General features: G+C 65.2%; 10 protein-coding genes. 7 read left to right on the top strand and 3 right to left on the bottom strand.

Going from position 1 to position 15,288, the window contains the following annotated elements; all coding sequences use genetic code 11:
• Positions 1-54: 54 nt before the first annotated feature.
• The 4 genes from BGI27_RS02545 (at position 55) to BGI27_RS02560 (ending at position 6,294) form a co-directional block, all read left to right on the top strand.
• Positions 55-2,523: a circularly permuted type 2 ATP-grasp protein gene (locus tag BGI27_RS02545; protein WP_095523350.1), complete on the top strand. Its 2,469-nt coding sequence runs from the start codon at positions 55-57 to the stop codon at positions 2,521-2,523.
• Positions 2,520-3,485 (top strand): transglutaminase family protein, encoded by a 966-nt coding sequence (locus BGI27_RS02550; protein WP_095523351.1) that lies wholly within the window; start codon positions 2,520-2,522, stop codon positions 3,483-3,485. Before BGI27_RS02545 ends, BGI27_RS02550 begins: the two co-directional genes overlap by 4 nt.
• 179 nt (positions 3,486-3,664) lie before the next feature.
• Positions 3,665-5,137 (top strand): efflux transporter outer membrane subunit, encoded by a 1,473-nt coding sequence (locus tag BGI27_RS02555; RefSeq protein WP_095523352.1) that lies wholly within the window; start codon positions 3,665-3,667, stop codon positions 5,135-5,137.
• 8 nt (positions 5,138-5,145) lie between these two features.
• A complete protein-coding gene (locus BGI27_RS02560) occupies positions 5,146-6,294 on the top strand; it encodes an efflux RND transporter periplasmic adaptor subunit (protein WP_170942880.1) in 1,149 nt (382 codons plus the stop codon).
• Between the two features lie 55 nt (positions 6,295-6,349).
• Here BGI27_RS02560 and BGI27_RS02565 read toward each other — a convergent pair whose 3' ends face one another.
• A complete protein-coding gene (locus BGI27_RS02565) occupies positions 6,350-7,507 on the bottom strand; it encodes a dienelactone hydrolase family protein (RefSeq protein ID WP_223871554.1) in 1,158 nt (385 codons plus the stop codon).
• A gap of 217 nt (positions 7,508-7,724) precedes the next feature.
• Here BGI27_RS02565 and BGI27_RS02570 point away from each other — a divergent pair, with 217 nt between their 5' ends.
• Positions 7,725-8,471: a rhamnogalacturonan acetylesterase gene (locus BGI27_RS02570; RefSeq protein WP_095523354.1), complete on the top strand. Its 747-nt coding sequence runs from the start codon at positions 7,725-7,727 to the stop codon at positions 8,469-8,471.
• 52 nt (positions 8,472-8,523) lie between these two features.
• Here BGI27_RS02570 and putA read toward each other — a convergent pair whose 3' ends face one another.
• Entirely contained in the window at positions 8,524-12,234 is a 3,711-nt protein-coding gene (putA, locus tag BGI27_RS02575) for a trifunctional transcriptional regulator/proline dehydrogenase/L-glutamate gamma-semialdehyde dehydrogenase (protein WP_095523355.1), read from the bottom strand.
• Positions 12,235-12,340: 106 nt separating this feature from the next.
• Here putA and BGI27_RS02580 point away from each other — a divergent pair, with 106 nt between their 5' ends.
• Complete coding sequence (locus BGI27_RS02580) at positions 12,341-12,817, top strand: Lrp/AsnC ligand binding domain-containing protein (RefSeq protein ID WP_095523356.1); 477 nt, start codon at positions 12,341-12,343, stop codon at positions 12,815-12,817.
• 248 nt (positions 12,818-13,065) lie between these two features.
• On the opposite strand, the gene BGI27_RS02585 is transcribed toward BGI27_RS02580, so the two are convergent.
• A complete protein-coding gene (locus BGI27_RS02585) occupies positions 13,066-13,419 on the bottom strand; it encodes a hypothetical protein (protein WP_095523357.1) in 354 nt (117 codons plus the stop codon).
• Between the two features lie 247 nt (positions 13,420-13,666).
• Between BGI27_RS02585 and BGI27_RS02590 the strand changes: the two genes are divergently transcribed.
• Positions 13,667-14,596, top strand: coding sequence for a radical SAM protein (locus BGI27_RS02590; protein ID WP_095523358.1), 930 nt, complete (start codon positions 13,667-13,669; stop codon positions 14,594-14,596).
• The last annotated feature ends 692 nt before the right edge of the window (positions 14,597-15,288 follow it).

The following is a 15,288-nucleotide window of genomic DNA, read 5'->3' on the forward strand; positions in this document are numbered from 1 at the left end:
GTGTGGTTTCCCCCTGACCGCGCGGTGTATCAAAGTCCAGAAAAACAGATATCCATGCCAAGACAGATCCTCGCCGAATACTCGGACGACGACGCCCGCTTCGACGAAATGTTTGCCGCGCGTGGCGAACCACGCCCGCATTACGGGGCGCTTTACGAACGTCTGCTGAAGCAGACCGCGCCCCAGTTGCGTGAGCTGTTCGACGATGTCGATCGCCAGATTCGCAACAACGGTGTGACCTACAACGTCTATGACGACGAGGAAGGCGCAGGTCGCCCCTGGGCCATGGACCCGCTGCCGCTGATCATCCCGGCGGCCGAGTGGGCCGGCGTCGAGCGTGGCGTGGCGCAGCGTGCAAAACTGCTCAACAGCCTGCTGGCGGATTTTTACGGGCCGCAGACGCTGTTTCAGAAAGGCCGGCTGCCGCCCGCGCTGATTCTCGGCCATCCCGGCTTCCAGCGCCCGGCTTTCGGCATCACGCCGCCCGGTGGCGTCTTCCTGCATGTCCTCGCCGTCGATCTGGCGCGCTCGCCCGACGGGCAATGGTGGGTCATCAACGACCGCAGCCAGTCGCCATCCGGCATGGGCTACGCGCTGGAGAACCGCCTCATCACCTCGCGCCTGTTTCCGGATCTTTTCTGTGAGCTGCGCGTTACCCGGCTGGCCAACTTCTTCGCCGCGCTGCGCGATGCCATCGCCACCTATGCGCCACGTGACGAAGGACGCACCAACACCGTGGTGCTCACGCCGGGGCCGTACAACGAAACCTATTTCGAGCATGCCTATCTGGCGCGCTACCTGGGTTTCCCGCTGGTCGAAGGGCAGGATCTGATCGTGCGCGATGGTTGCGTATGGCTGAAGACCCTCTCCGGCCTGCGCCGCGTACACGCCATCCTGCGCCGCATGGATGACGACTTCTGCGATCCGCTGGAGCTACGCGCCGATTCCGTGCTGGGCGTGCCCGGCCTGATGGATGTGGTGCGGCGCGGCAACGTGCTGCTGGCTAACGGCATCGGTGCCAGCGTGATCGAGACCGGCGCACTGGCGGGCTTCCTGCCCGGCCTGTGCCAGCATCTGCTGGGCGAGGAAATGCTGATGCCCAGCGTGGCCACCTGGTGGTGTGGCGAAGGGCCGGTGATGGAGGATGCGCTGGCAAAGGCCGACCATCTGGTGTTCAGGAGTGCGGTGCCACATCCGCAGGGGCGCCGAGTGGAGCCCGTGTTCGGCGAGGATCTGGACGAAGACGGCCTGGTCCGCCTGGCCGCCCGTGTGCGCGCCAATCCGCGTGACTGGTACGCGCAGGAACTGGTCGCCCTCTCGCGCGCCCCGCTGCTCGATCGTGGCCATGGCCGCAAGCTGCTGGGCCGCCCCGTGGGCCTGCGTGTGTATGCCGTGGCCACGCCCGAAGGCTATATGGTGATGCCCGGCGGGCTGGCGCGTACTGCCAGCGAGCGCGACGTGCGCATCCTTTCCAATCAGCGCGGCGGTGGCAGCAAGGACGTGTGGATCTGCGGCAGCGCCGTGGCGTCCAGCGTCTCCCTGTTGCGCCGGCCAGTGGATGCGGCCGACCTGGTGCGCAGTGGCTCGGGGCTTTCCAGCCGCGTGGCCGAGAATCTCTTCTGGTTCGGCCGCTATGCCGAACGTTGCGACAATCTGGCGCGTTATCTGCGAGTGACCCTCAATCGCCTCTCCGACAGCCTCGACAATCCCGGCGAATGGAAGGCCTTGTCGGCACTCGGGCGCACCATCGGCCTGCTGCCGGAGGACTGCAACGAGCGCGAAGCGGTGCGCCCGCTGCTGCGCGCCACCTTCGACGCGCAGCATCACGGCGGCCTCGCTTCGCATGTGCTGCATCTGTCGCGAACCGGTTTCCAGTTGCGCGAGCGGTTGTCGCTGGACAATTGGCGCACCCTCAACGCACTGGCGCAGCAGATCGGCAGCAAGCCTTTCGAGCGCGTGGGCATCTTCGAGGCGCTGGCGCAACTCGATGAGTACATCACCAGTTTCATGACGCTGGCGGGCTTCGCGCTTGACGGCATGACACGCGACCACGGTTGGCGCTTCCTGTCTCTGGGGCGGCGCATCGAGCGTCTGCAGTTCCAGACCGAGGCCATCGAAGCCGCCATGAAGATGGGCGTACGCGGCAACCCGGAATGGCTGCTCGAAGTCTCGGACTCCATCGTCACCTATCGCGCGCGCTACATGGCGCGCCCGGAGTGGATCGCCGTGCTGGATCTGCTGATCGCGGATGACACCAATCCGCGCGGCATCGTCTTTCAGACCACCGGCCTGTGCGACTACATCGAGCGCTTCAACGCCTCGCTGGGGGACATGCCTGACTGCGGCCTGGAAGCCCTGCACCGGCGCCTGCTGGCGCTGGACCCCGGGCTGGACTTCCATCCCGGCTCGCAGGCGCTGAGCGAGGCCCTGGGGACGTTGCGCACGGCGGCTGCCAGTCTTTCGGACCAGATCAGCGTGCATTACTTCAGCCACGCCGAGGAGCGGGCGAGGGTGATCGCATGAACGCTGCTGCCCAGGCTTCGGTGCGCTACCACGTCATCCACGAGACGCTGTACCGCTACGGCTCTCCGGTGAGCCTCTCGCAGCATCTGCTGCATCTGGCGCCACGCGAATGCAATTTCCAGCATGTCGAGAAGCATCAGATCGAGATCACGCCGGAGCCTTATCGCTGCGAGGCATTGACCGACTGGTTCGGTAATCCCGGGCGCTGGCTGGCCATCCGCCAGCCGCACGAGATGCTGCGCCTGATCGCGGCGAGCACTGTCGAGGTGCTGCCGCGCCCGGCGCAGTGGCGCGAGGCCTCCGGCCCGGCCTGGGAAACGGTGGCCGCGATGCTGACGGCCTTCCCTTCCTCCGCGCCGCTGGACGTGCAGGAGTTCGCGCTTGCCTCGCAACATGTACCGCTGCTCGAGGAACTGCGCGAATGGGCGCTGGTGAGCTTCTCGCCGCAGCGCCCCTTGCTCGAGGCTTGCCGCGCGCTGACGGCGCGTATCTTCAAGGAATTCGAATTCGATCCGAAGGCCAGCAGCATCGCCACGCCAGTGGTCAGGACTTTCGAGGCGCGGCGCGGCGTCTGCCAGGATTTTGCCCACCTGATGCTTTGCGCGCTGCGCTCGCTGGGGCTGCCCGCCCGCTACATGAGTGGCTACATCCTCACCCACCCCGCGCCCGGTAAACCGCGCCTGATCGGTGCCGATGCCTCCCATGCCTGGGTGGCGGTGTGGTGCCCCGAGAATGGCTGGGTCGGCTTCGACCCCACCAACAACCTGCAACCGCACCTGGAGCACGTGATCCTTGGCTGGGGGCGGGATTTCAACGACGTCAGCCCGATGCGCGGGGTGATCCTCGGTGGTGCTGCGCACGAGGTCGAGGTGCAGGTCACCATGATGCCGACCGGGCTGCGCTCGTTCGAGGATCTGCTGGCCGAGGTGCAGGCACGTTCGCTGGAAACCGAGGAAAAATAGACTGCGCGGTCAGCCGCCTCGTGGCATCGTGCGTTGCTGCCACGAGGGAACCGCCGTGCGGCTGTGCCGGTCCGAGGGGCTTGCGGACGGGCTTGACATGCCGGTGCCGCCGCCGCATCTTCTCCGGCCAGTGTTCCGGGTGCGGGCGCCCACACCCGTCCGGAAGAAAAGGATCAAGCATGTTCAGCTGTATCGTGCGCCAGCCAGTCTGGTGCGCGCTCTGTCTTCCCCTCCTCCTTTATGGATGCAAGGTCATGGGCCCGGATTACAAGGCGCCCGTGCTGTCGGAAACCGATGTACCGGCGCAATGGACTTCGCCTGCCAATGCCGGTGAGCATCAGGTGCCAGCCGCGCGCTGGTGGACCGAGCTCTCCGACCCGGTGCTCGACCGCCTCGTCGACCAGGCCTTTCTTGGCAGCCCCACGCTGGAAGCTGCCATGGCCAGGCTTTCGGAATCGCGGGCCTATCACGTTCAGGCCGATGCCGCTGGCCGGCCGGATGTGAGTTCCGGCGCGGGCACGCAGCGCACGGGGCAGACGCGGGATGCCACACCCGGGGGCTATTCCTGGCTCTCGCTGAGTTCTTCCTGGGAGCTGGATCTGTTCGGTGCGGTCAGCCGTGGCAAGGAAGGCGCCACCGCGCGCGAGGAAGCCAAACTGGCGACGCTGGGCGATGCGCGGGTCAGCCTGGCGGCCGACGTGGCCGATGCCTACCTGAGCTATCGCGCCTGCCAGTCGCAACTGGCGCTGCGGGAAAAGGATACGGAATCCCGCGACGCCACGCGCAAGCTCACCGAAGAAAGCGTGGAGGCCGGTTTCACCGCGCCGTATGAAAGCATCCGCAGCACGGCCTCGGTGGCCGAGGCGAAGACCCGTCTGGCTAGCACCCGTGCTGAATGCCAGCAACTGGAGAACCTGATCACGCGGCTCACCGGGATTCCGCGCCCGGTCCTGGCGACCATGCTGCTCGACCGACCGATCGGTCTGGATCGCCTGCCGGAGCCCCGGCATTTCGACGTGGCGATTCCGGCTCAGGCCGTGATGCAGCGTCCGGATGTACGCGCGGCGGAGCGTGCGCTGGCCGCCGCGTCGGCCGACATCGGTCTGGCCGAGGCGGACCGCTATCCGCGCGTTTCGCTCAACGGCAGTTTCGGCTATTCGACCACCACGTCCAGCAGCAGCGGCTCGGTGTCGCTGGGCTCCTGGTCATTCGGCCCGTCGATCAGCCTGCCGATCTTCGATGGTGGTCGTCGCGTGGCAGCCGTGCAGGCCGCGCAGGCCCGCTATGACGAAGCGCTGGCGGCCTATCGCGCCAGGGCGCGAAGCGCCATCCAGGATGTCGAAAACGCGCTCACTCGTTACGCAGCCGCCAACGACCGTGCCGAGAACGCGCGCATCGCGGCCAGCCAGTATCAGCAGTACTTCGACGCCGTCGAATCCCGCTATCGCGAAGGCGCCAGCAACCTGCTGGCGCTGGAGGATGCCCGCCGCGTCATGCTGGATGCGCGCCAGACCTTGCTGGGCGTGCAGAAGGAGCGGCTGCAGGCCTGGATCACGCTGAACCGCGTCACCGGCGGCGGTGCGCAGTACGTGCCCGAATCTCCGCAGATGCAGCAGGCCGTCGCAGCCCGCCCCGCATCCGCCAACCCATGAGCCCCGTCATGCCCCTCTTCGCTGAATTCCCACCGCGCGCCGGTCAATCCGTCGGCGGCCTGTGCAGCCTGTTGTCCATGGTGCTCTGCCTGGCGCTGCCGGCCCAGGCCGCAGGCACGGCGCCCGTGGCGGAGCAATCCGCTGCCGCCGTGCCTGCCGCACCAATCCAGCCGGCCGCGCCGGTCGTGCGCGCCGTGAGCCTGGTCAAACCGCGCTTCGAGCAATGGTCCGAGCGGGTCGATGTGCAGGGCAACGTCATGCCTTGGCAGGAAATCCGCATCAATACCGACACCGGCGGCCTTCGGCTCACCAGTGTGCAGGTCAATATCGGGGATTCCGTCACGCGCGGGCAGACGCTGGCGCAACTGGACACCACCAGTGTGGAGGCCGAACTGGCGAGTGTGAATGCCCAGCTTGTCGAGGCGGAGGCCACTTTTGCCCAGGCCGATGCCACCTTGAGTCGTGCCAACCGGCTGGCGACCTCGGGCGGTGTCAGCAAGCAGGAACTGACGCAGTATGAAACCCAGAAGCAGACCGCCGGTGCACGGCTGGCCGTGGCCCAGGCACGCGTCAAAACCCAGCAGATCAAGCTTGCGACGGCCAAGCTGGTTGCCCCCGACGATGGCGTCATCTCCGCGCGTTTCGTCGATGAGGGCGACATCGTGCGCTCCGGCAGCGAATTGTTCCGCCTGATCCGCCAGGGCAAGCTCGAATGGCATGCGGAAGTGCCGGGTGAAACCCTGCTGCGTATTGATCCCGGGCAGGAAGCCGTGATCATCAGTCCGCTGGGCGACGAGGTCCGCGGCCACGTGCGCCGCATCTCGCCGACCATCGATATCAAGACACGCACCGGCCTGGTCTATGTCGAATTGCCGGCCAGCGCACGTTTCAAAGCTGGTCTGCTCGTCTCGGGCAGCCTCACCATCCAGCGCCGCGCGCTGGTGTTGCCCGCCAAGGCCGTGCAGCAAAGTGAAGGCAATGCGGTCGTGTTCACCGTGGGCGCCGACAACAAGGCCCAGGCGGTTCCCGTGAAACTCGGCCGCAGCCAGGACGGCAAGCAGGAGGTACTTTCCGGTGTGAATGACCGCAGCCGTGTCATCCAGGACGCCACAGGGCTTCAGGCTGGTGTGCCGGTCAAGGAAGCGGCGGGGTCATAGTCCGGGAGGGCCGGTTGCCCGGCCTCGGTGTCGCAAGCGGTTGCAGCCAGCCGTTTCAAGGCTGGCGCTTGAACTGGCGATCGAGCCAGTTGTACGCGTAATCCTGCTGATCGGCCTCGAAGACATGGCCGCCCGGCCAGACCTTGCTTTCGAAGCGGTCGTCCGCCTGCCAGGCAGACCAGACGCGGCGCATGCCGGCAAAGGCCGTGCGGACCGAGTCGAGCGGGAACAGCGCATCCTTCTCGCCAGCGTAGATCAGCATCGGCCCCGGTGCGGCCAGGCTGGCGACATCCGGGTAGTCCAGGTAGGCCAGGATCCCCGGGTGCAGCATCTGCCAGGCCGAACCGCCGCGCAGCTGGTTGTTGCCTGGCACCATCAGCCTTTCGGCGGTCGCCATCCAGTTGACGGCTACCGTGGCGGTCACCGCGTCGGTGAGCGCTGCCGCCTGCCAGGCGCGGAAGGCTCCCATGGAAAAACCGATGGCTGCCACCCGGCGCTTGTCCACCTGTGGCAGGCTGGCCAGGAACTCGGCTGTGCGTGCATCTTCGAGCGCCATCAGACCGGCCAGCGAGGAGCCCATGTTGAACATGTTGGCAGCCAGTGCCTGCTGCATATCGTAGGTCATGCCGCCCCGGTCTCCCCAGCCGAGCGCGTCAGTGGCCAGCACCACGTATCCGCGCCGCGCCAGTTCATCGCCGGGAAAGCGGCTGGAAAAGAATTTCGCAGCCCATCCCTTGGCGGAAGCCAGCCGGGCATCATCGCCCCAGGGCTCGATCCACTTTTCCTTGCCGATGTCGAACTTGGAGCCGTGGTCGTGATACATCACTGCGGCGGGAAACGGCCCCTGGCCCTTGGGGACCAGCAGCAGCGCCGAGACGCGGCTGTCCGCCGTGAGATTGAAGCTCACCTTGCGGGCGAGGTAGCTGCCGCGATCGATCTCGTCGATCAGCTGCAGATTGAACGGCGTGTGGTCCGGCGCCTGCCAGGTGAGTTCCCAGAGTTTTGCGCGCCCGGCCTTGCGCCAGGTGGCGAGATCCTTGACCTGGGGTGTCCAGGCCAGTCTGGCATTCAGACGGCTTTTGATCTGACCGGCGATGATCGGCAGGTTGTCCTTGGTTACGCCCATTTGCTGATAGTCGATGTCTGTCGCGTGGCCCGTTCCCATGGTCGCGACGACCATGGCAGCAGCCAGCAGCGGGTTGCGGATATTCATGGATGTCTCCTCAAGTCTTGTTTTGTGGTACAGCACACGAATGGTGTTGTTACCGGTAACTTGTGGCCGCCAAGATACCTCAGACCATCTCCGGAAAACAGGGGGATAAGGGAATCTCCGAAGGGGCGGAAGAAGCTTCATCTTGAGCAATCCCCGTCAGGAGGCGAATTCCGTTCCGCGCTAGAGTGCCGGCTTCCATGATAAGGAGAAACACAGCATGTACCCGATTGCGTCCCTTCCTTTCCGCCAGCTCGTCTGCGCCGCCCTGCTGGGGCTTGCCGGTTTTGTTCAGGCTGCTGAACTCAAGCCGATCAGCGTCGCCCTCATCGGGGATTCCACCCAGACCGAGCGCCAGGGCTACGGCACCGGTTTCTGCGCCAATCTGGTGGAGGAAGTCACCTGCATCAACGAGGCCAAGGGGGGCGCCAGCACCAGGACCTATCGGCGCGATGGCCTGTGGGACAAGGCGCTCGCACGCAAGCCGGACTGGATGCTGATCCAGTTCGGCCATAACGATGTCGAAAGCAAGGCGCACGCGGATCGCGAAACCAAGCTTGAAACCGAATATCCGGCCAATCTGCGTCGCTTCATCGAGGAAGCCCGTGCAGCCGGCATCCGGCCGGTTCTCGTCACCTCCATCGCGCGCCGTTACTACCAGCCGGACGGCAAGATCCAGGATGATCTGATGGGCCACGTGGCGGCCATGAAGAAGGTGGCCGAAGAGATGCAGGTGCCGCTGGTCGACCTGCATACCGTCAGCCAGGCCCACATGGAAAAGCTTGGCGAGGTCGAAGGGCACAAGCTCGGCCCCACCAAGCGCGACCCCGAGGGCAACACCGTGCCGGACAAGACCCACTTCAACCGTGCCGGCTCCTTCGTCTTCGGTCGCATCGCGGCAGAAGCCGTGGCGGACGCGGTGCCCGAGCTGGCGCCCTATGTGAAGGCCGAGGCCGCCCAGCCTTGAGTCCGGCCTGCCAGCGTGGGCCGGCAAGGTTCGCGCTGGCAGGAAGGGATCACTACATGGTCATCAGGCTTGCATTTCCTCCCGCCGCCGTGGTGTTGATGCTGACGACGCGTTCGATGACCAGGCGCTCCAGCGGGATGGCGGCACCTGCTGGCAGGTGCGTGATGCCCACCACTGGCCCCGGGCGTTGGGCCAGAACGCCCAGCCAGTGGCGAAGCTCCGCCTCGCTGCCCTGGTGCAGTACGGCATCGAAGCTGGCCCTGGCGAGATCGGTGGCCAGGCTGACGTGCTCGCGCAATGCTTCCGGCAGGCGGTCACGCAATGCGGCTGCCTGTGAATCGTTGGCAGGCCATATCGCGCGGCTGCCCACGGCCAGGATGGCGGCAAGCTGGGCGAGTCTTTCCGCATTTTCCGTGGCGAGGCTCAGCACCGCCTTGCGCGGCAGCACCTGATAGTGATTGCTCTCGCCCGTGGGGCCGGGCAATGCAAGACGCGCGCCGCAGAAGAAGGGGACCGGTGCAGGCAGCCTGCTGCCTCGGGCCTCGCGCCACTGCTGCAGGATCTGCAAGGCTGGGCGCTCGGGGGCTGCCTGCAACTCGGTTTGTGTGCCGAAAGGCCTGGCGAGTGCGGCATCCGGCCGGCTGGCCAGCAGGCGATACAGGTAGAGCGGCCCGCCGGCCTTGGGACCGGTGCCCGAGAGACCTTCGCCACCGAAGGGCTGGACGCCCACCACCGCACCCACGATGTTGCGGTTCACATACAGGTTGCCGACCTGCGCATGGTTGGCGACCTGAGCGACGGTTTCGTCGATGCGCGTGTGCAGGCCCATGGTCAGGCCGTAGCCGAGGGTATTGATGCTTTCGATCAGCGCGGGCAGCTGGTCGCAGCGATAGCGCACGAAGTGCAGAACCGGGCCGAACACCTCGCGGGTGAGCCCGGCGAGATCCGGCAGCTCGATCAGCGTGGGGGGCACGAAGTGGCCGCCGCCTGTATCGGTGTTCCGCGGGCCGGGCTGATGGACAGGACGGCCCTGGGCGCGTTGCATTTCGATGTGACGCTGGATGCTGGCCATGGCATCGGCATCGATCACCGGGCCGACATCGTTGGCCAGTTGTGCGGGATTGCCCAGGCGCAGTTCGGCCATCGCTCCCTTGAGCATGGTGAGCACGCGATCGGCGGCCTCTTCCTGCACGCACAGTACGCGCAGCGCGGAGCAGCGTTGGCCGGCGCTGTCGAAGGCCGATGACAGTGCGTCGATGACCACCTGCTCGGTCAGTGCCGAGGAATCCACGATTATGGCGTTCTGGCCGCCCGTCTCCGCGATCAGCGGGATCGGCAGGCCGGCAGGAGACAGGCGCTGCGCGAGCATGCCCTGCAGCAGGCGGGCGACTTCGGTCGAGCCGGTGAACATTACGCCTTGCACCCGGGCATCGCCTGCGAGCTGTGCGCCTACGCGCTCACCCCGGCCGGGCAACAACTGTAACGCGGCGAGCGGAATACCGGCCGCATGCAACAGACGGACCGCGCATGCTGCGATCAGCGGAGTCTGCTCGGCCGGTTTTGCCAGCACGGTATTGCCGGCGGCCAGGGCGGCGGCGATCTGGCCTGTGAAGATGGCCAGCGGGAAGTTCCAGGGGCTGATGCAGACCACCGGGCCGAGCGGGCGATGCGTGGCGTTGTCGAAACCGGCCTGTACCTGAGTGGCGTAATAGCGCAGGAAGTCGATGGCTTCGCGCACTTCGGCAACGGCGTTGCCACAGGTCTTGCCGGCTTCGCGCGCCAGCAGGCCGAGGAGCGACTGCTGCTCGGCCTGCAGGGCGTCTGCCGCGCGCAGTAGCGCCGCGGCACGCTCGGCCGGCAGCACGGCAGCCCAGTGTGGTGCATATTCATGCGCCGTTTGCAGGGCAGCCTCCACCTCGGCAGAGGATGCTTCGCGCATATGGCCCACCACGTCACCGTGGTCGGCCGGGTTGAGGATGGTATGTCCGGCCTCCGTCGTCGCGATCGGCGTGGCAATCATCGGTTCTGCGTATCGGGTCGTCGGGCCATTCAGCAGTGTCTGTGCCAGCGTACGCAGGGCCTGTTCGTCGTTCAGATCCAGCCCTGTGGAATTTTGCCGCGCGCTGCCGTAAAGATCGCCTGGCAGGGCAATGCCAGGATGCGGCAGGCCTGCCTGGCCATCGTGGGCGGCCATCGCTTCGACCTGCTCGACCGGGTTCTGCACCAGGGCTTCCAGTGGTACGGCCTCGTCCGCGATCTGGTTCACGAAAGAGGAATTAGCGCCGTTTTCCAGCAGGCGGCGCACCAGATAGGCGAGCAGGGTCTCATGCGTGCCGACCGGGGCGTAGATCCGACAGGGGCGGCCGAGGCGGCCTTCACTCACGGGGCCCACCACCTGTTCGTACAGGGGCTCGCCCATGCCGTGCAGGCACTGGAATTCGTATTGCTCGGGGTGGAAATCCTGTGGGCCGGCCATCTCGTGGATGGTCGCCAGCGTGTGCGCGTTGTGGGTGGCGAACTGCGGATAGACTGCGTCCGGGGCGGCCAGCAGCGTGCGTGCGCAGGCGAGATAGGCCAGATCGGTATAGGGCTTGCGCGTGTAGACCGGGTAATCCGCCAGGCCAGCTTCCTGACTGCGCTTGATCTCACTGTCCCAGTAGGCACCCTTGACCAGACGGATCATCAGCCGGCGGCCGCTGCGCCGCGCCAGATCGATCACATGCCCGACCACGCCGGGGGCGCGCTTCTGGTAGGTCTGAATCACGAAGCCCAACCCCTGCCAGCCTGTCAGTGAAGGTTCGGTGCAGAGCCTTTCCAGCAGGTCCAGCGAGATATCCAGGCGGTCCACTTCTTCTGCGTCGATGCTCAGCCCGATGTCGTACTGGCGCGCCTGCTGGGCCAGGGTCAGCAGGCGCGGATACAGTTCGTCCATCACGCGCCCGATCTGTGCGCGGCAGTAGCGCGGGTGCATGGCCGATAGTTTGATCGAGATCCCCGGTCCGGCATACACCCCGCGCCCGCCCGACGCGCGACCAATGGCTTCGATCGCCTGGGTGTAGTCGCGGAAGTAGCGGTCGGCATCCGCCGCGGTCAGCGCGGCTTCGCCGAGCATGTCATAGGAATAGCGGAAGCCCCTGGCCTCTAGCGAGCGTGCATGGGCCAGCGCCTCGGGCATGGTTTCGCCGGTGACGAACTGCTCGCCCATCATGCGCATGGCCATGTTCACGCCCTGGCGGATCAGTGGCTCGCCACCCCGCGCGATCAGCCGCCCGAGCGAGCCCGCCATGCCTTCCTGGCTGTGGCTGGAAACGAGCTTGCCGGTCAGCATCAGCCCCCAGGCTGCGGCATTCACGAACAGCGAATCGCTCTGGCCCACATGCCCCTTCCAGTTGCCTTGACTGATCTTGTCGCGGATGAGCGCGTCACGCGTGGCGCTGTCCGGGATGCGCAGCAGCGCCTCGGCCAGACACATCAGGGCAATGCCTTCCTGTGACGACAGCGAGAACTCCTGCAGCAGGCCCTGCACCATGCCGGCCTTGATGCCGCTGGCCTTGCGCGTACGCAACGTGCCTGCAATGCGCAACGCGAGCTGGCGACTGCGTTCGGCCAGTTCCTGCGGCAGGCGGGCCTGTTCCAGCAGGCACGGAATCAGCTCGATTTCTGGCGTGCGGCAGGCAGCCGTGATGGCTGCACGCAATGGCATTTGCTCAGGCAGTGGCGTGAGCTGTGCGAACGGCGAGGGGGCAGGCTGCGGTGCGTTCATGATGTGTTGGCCGGAAATGCAAGGTTGTTGAATGTTTGCTAATCATTTCAAAATTCATGATAAATAATTCGCTATATTTGTCTGACTGACTGGTGAAATATTCAGCATGGCCGCCTCGCAAATCGATCTCGACCGTACCGACCTTCGCATCCTCAAATTGCTGCAGGAAGATGGCCGCCTCTCCAATCTCAAGTTAGCCGAAGCCGTGGCTCTATCACCCACGGCAGTACTGGCGCGCGTGCAGCGGCTGACGCGCGACGGCTACATCCTGGGGTACGAGGCGCGGCTCAACCCGCTGAGGCTGGGCGCCGGCATGCTGGTGTTCGTGGAGGTGCTGCTCGATCGCACCACGCCAAACGTATTCGAGCAGTTCAAGGTGGCGGTGCAGCTGCGCCCGGAAATCATGGAATGCCACATGGTGGCGGGGGGCTTCGATTACCTGATCAAGACACGCACGGCCGACATGGCAGCCTACCGGGCCTTTGCCGGCAACGTGCTTTGGCAGTTGCCGGGGGTGCGCGAAACACGCACTTATGCCGTGATGGAGGAGATCAAGAACACCTCGCGCCTGCATCTGGGCTGAGCCGGCGTGGCTGCCGTTCGCGCGAATGGAGGGCTGATGGGCATCGACTGCGTGTCTGGATTCCGGCCTGTTGCCGGGATGACGCCTGTCGGCAGGTGATCTTGCATCTGGCGTGATGGTTGGGCGGCCAGGGCGGAGAGCGAAAATTTGGCGCCGTAATGCCCGGCATGAGGCGCTGATTCCTTCGCTTCGGCGTTATCCCGGCGAAAGCCAGGATCCAGAGGAACCGGACAGCATTACATCCAGGTTCAGCGCCGTGTTTCTTCTTCCGGTACTTCGCGGATCACTTCGCCTTCGAGCACGATGCCGTCGTCTCTGGCTTCCGGCTTCGCATCGCTGGATGCACGCTGACGGAACACAGCTTCCGCCATGCCGGCCTGTTCGCGCATCTGACGGCGCAGTGTGCGGGTTTTCCACCACAGATAGGCCCAGGCGATGGCGCCGCCCACGACGCCGACCGCCAGCACGACGACCGAGAACATCAACGAAAGGGCGAGCAAGCCCAGCGCGGCGACGGTTGCCACCACTTTGCCGAGCAGACCGGTTGAACGGCCGCTAGGGCGGGAGAGTCGCGCGAAGCGGATGTTTTGTTGTGAATACATGCTTTTCCTTGCGGCAGCGTCCGGCTGCATGAAGTGATCGTGCGGGTCTGAGCCCGAAATGGCGGAAAGATTCCCGGCGGGCGTCGGCGTGCTGCGAGGGAGGCGGGTTTTATCCCTCGGATATGGGGTGACTCTGCCGGGTTTCAATGCCTGCGCCGTGTCGGCCAGTCGTGGCTTCGATCTGAAACAAGGCGCTGGCGCCTGTTGCGCGGCAACATGGTTGTTTGCAAGCTGAAGTCCTGCCGCCATGAAATACCTGTTTGGTCCGGTCAACTCCCGCCGTCTCGGCAGGTCGCTGGGCATCGATCTGCTCCCTTTCAAGACCTGCTCGCTCGACTGCATCTATTGCGAATGCGGCTGGACCACCACACGCACACTGGAGCGGGCTGAATGGGTGCCTACGGAGGATGTGCTGGGCGAACTCGACAGCGTGCTCGCCGACGCTCCCGAGCTGGATTACGTTACTTTCTCAGGCTCCGGTGAGCCCACGCTACATCGGGGCATTGGCCGGGTGATCAAGCATCTGAAGACCCGCTATCCGCAGTACAAGGTGGCCGTGCTCACCAATGCCACGCTGTTGGGCGACAAGGCCGTGCAGGCCGAGCTGATGGCCGCGGACCTGGTGTCTCCCTCGCTGGACGCTGCTACACGCAAGGCCTTTGCGCGCATCTGCCGCCCGGTGCGCGGTGTGCACATCGATTCCTTGATCGAAGGCATCACGGATTTTCGCAGGAATTACACCGGGCAGTTGCTGCTGGAAGTGTTCATCGCTCCCGGCATCAATGATTCCGACATCGAGCTGGCGGCACTGAAAGCCGCCCTGGAGCGCATCGAACCCGATGCCATCCAGCTCAACCGCCTTGACCGCCCGGCTCCCGAGCCAGGATTGGTAGCGATCGCCAGCAACGAACAACTGGAAGCCATCCGCGCGTACCTGCAACCGCTGCAGGTGCAGATCGTACGCCAGCGTCAAGCCGGCGAGCCCGCGCCCTGGGACAGCACAGCGCTCTTCCGCGAAATCCTCGCCGTGATCGACAAGGGCATCACCCGGCTCACGCCCCTGTCAGTCGCCACCGGCATCCGCGAAGGCGACCTCGCCAAGACCCTGCAACGGATGGCTGCGCAGCAACTGATCGTGGTCGACGGGGAAACAGGTGCGGTGCGAGGCAGGTTTTAGCCATGATCTAGGAACCTGTTCAACGTCTTCCATATGCCATGTAAACCTCTCCCCACCCCTTAATCCCGTTCGCTCAAGACGATGCCGTCATTCTGGCACTAGTCGGAGTCTCGTGTCTTGGGGCGCATCCGGATCCCGGTTTGCGCCGGGATGACGTTGATTTGACAGGGTTTCGGCTTGAGTGACCGGCATCCCGCCGCAGCCCTCCCGTTATCAGAATGAGGTCGGGAGGGGGGCAAAAAAGGCTTATGCCATCGCTGGCTTTATGCCATTAAAAGCAGCTTCCGAGCCTTGATACGCTGCTTATCTCCACGGTTGCGGCCGTCTCCCCGTGCTGCGATCCGACTGAAACCGGACCTGCAAGGCGTGTGCGGTCCCGGCGGGCGGGCCTTGCGTGGCGAACCGGCTGCGGCAGCACAACGCAATGTGCTGCTGTTTGCCCTCCACGTTGATGGTCTCTCACGACAGATCGCAGACAAATCCTGCGTCCAAGCACCCATTGAACCTGGGCTGCGTGTGTCGAGAGTCTTGCCCGGTAATCGTTGCAGGGACGCTGTCTGCAGCGAGCCGATGCCGGGGGCTCCGTACGTGCTTTTAGATCAGTCGTTCCGGACGTCGCATGCAGGAGGGCAGGGTGAGGCGGTGCTGCATCACGTACGGTCGGTGATCCGCCAGGAGACCTCTTGCGTCGC

The organism is Candidatus Dactylopiibacterium carminicum, from assembly GCF_014736495.1.
GTDB classification, from domain to species: domain Bacteria; phylum Pseudomonadota; class Gammaproteobacteria; order Burkholderiales; family Rhodocyclaceae; genus Uliginosibacterium; species Uliginosibacterium carminicum.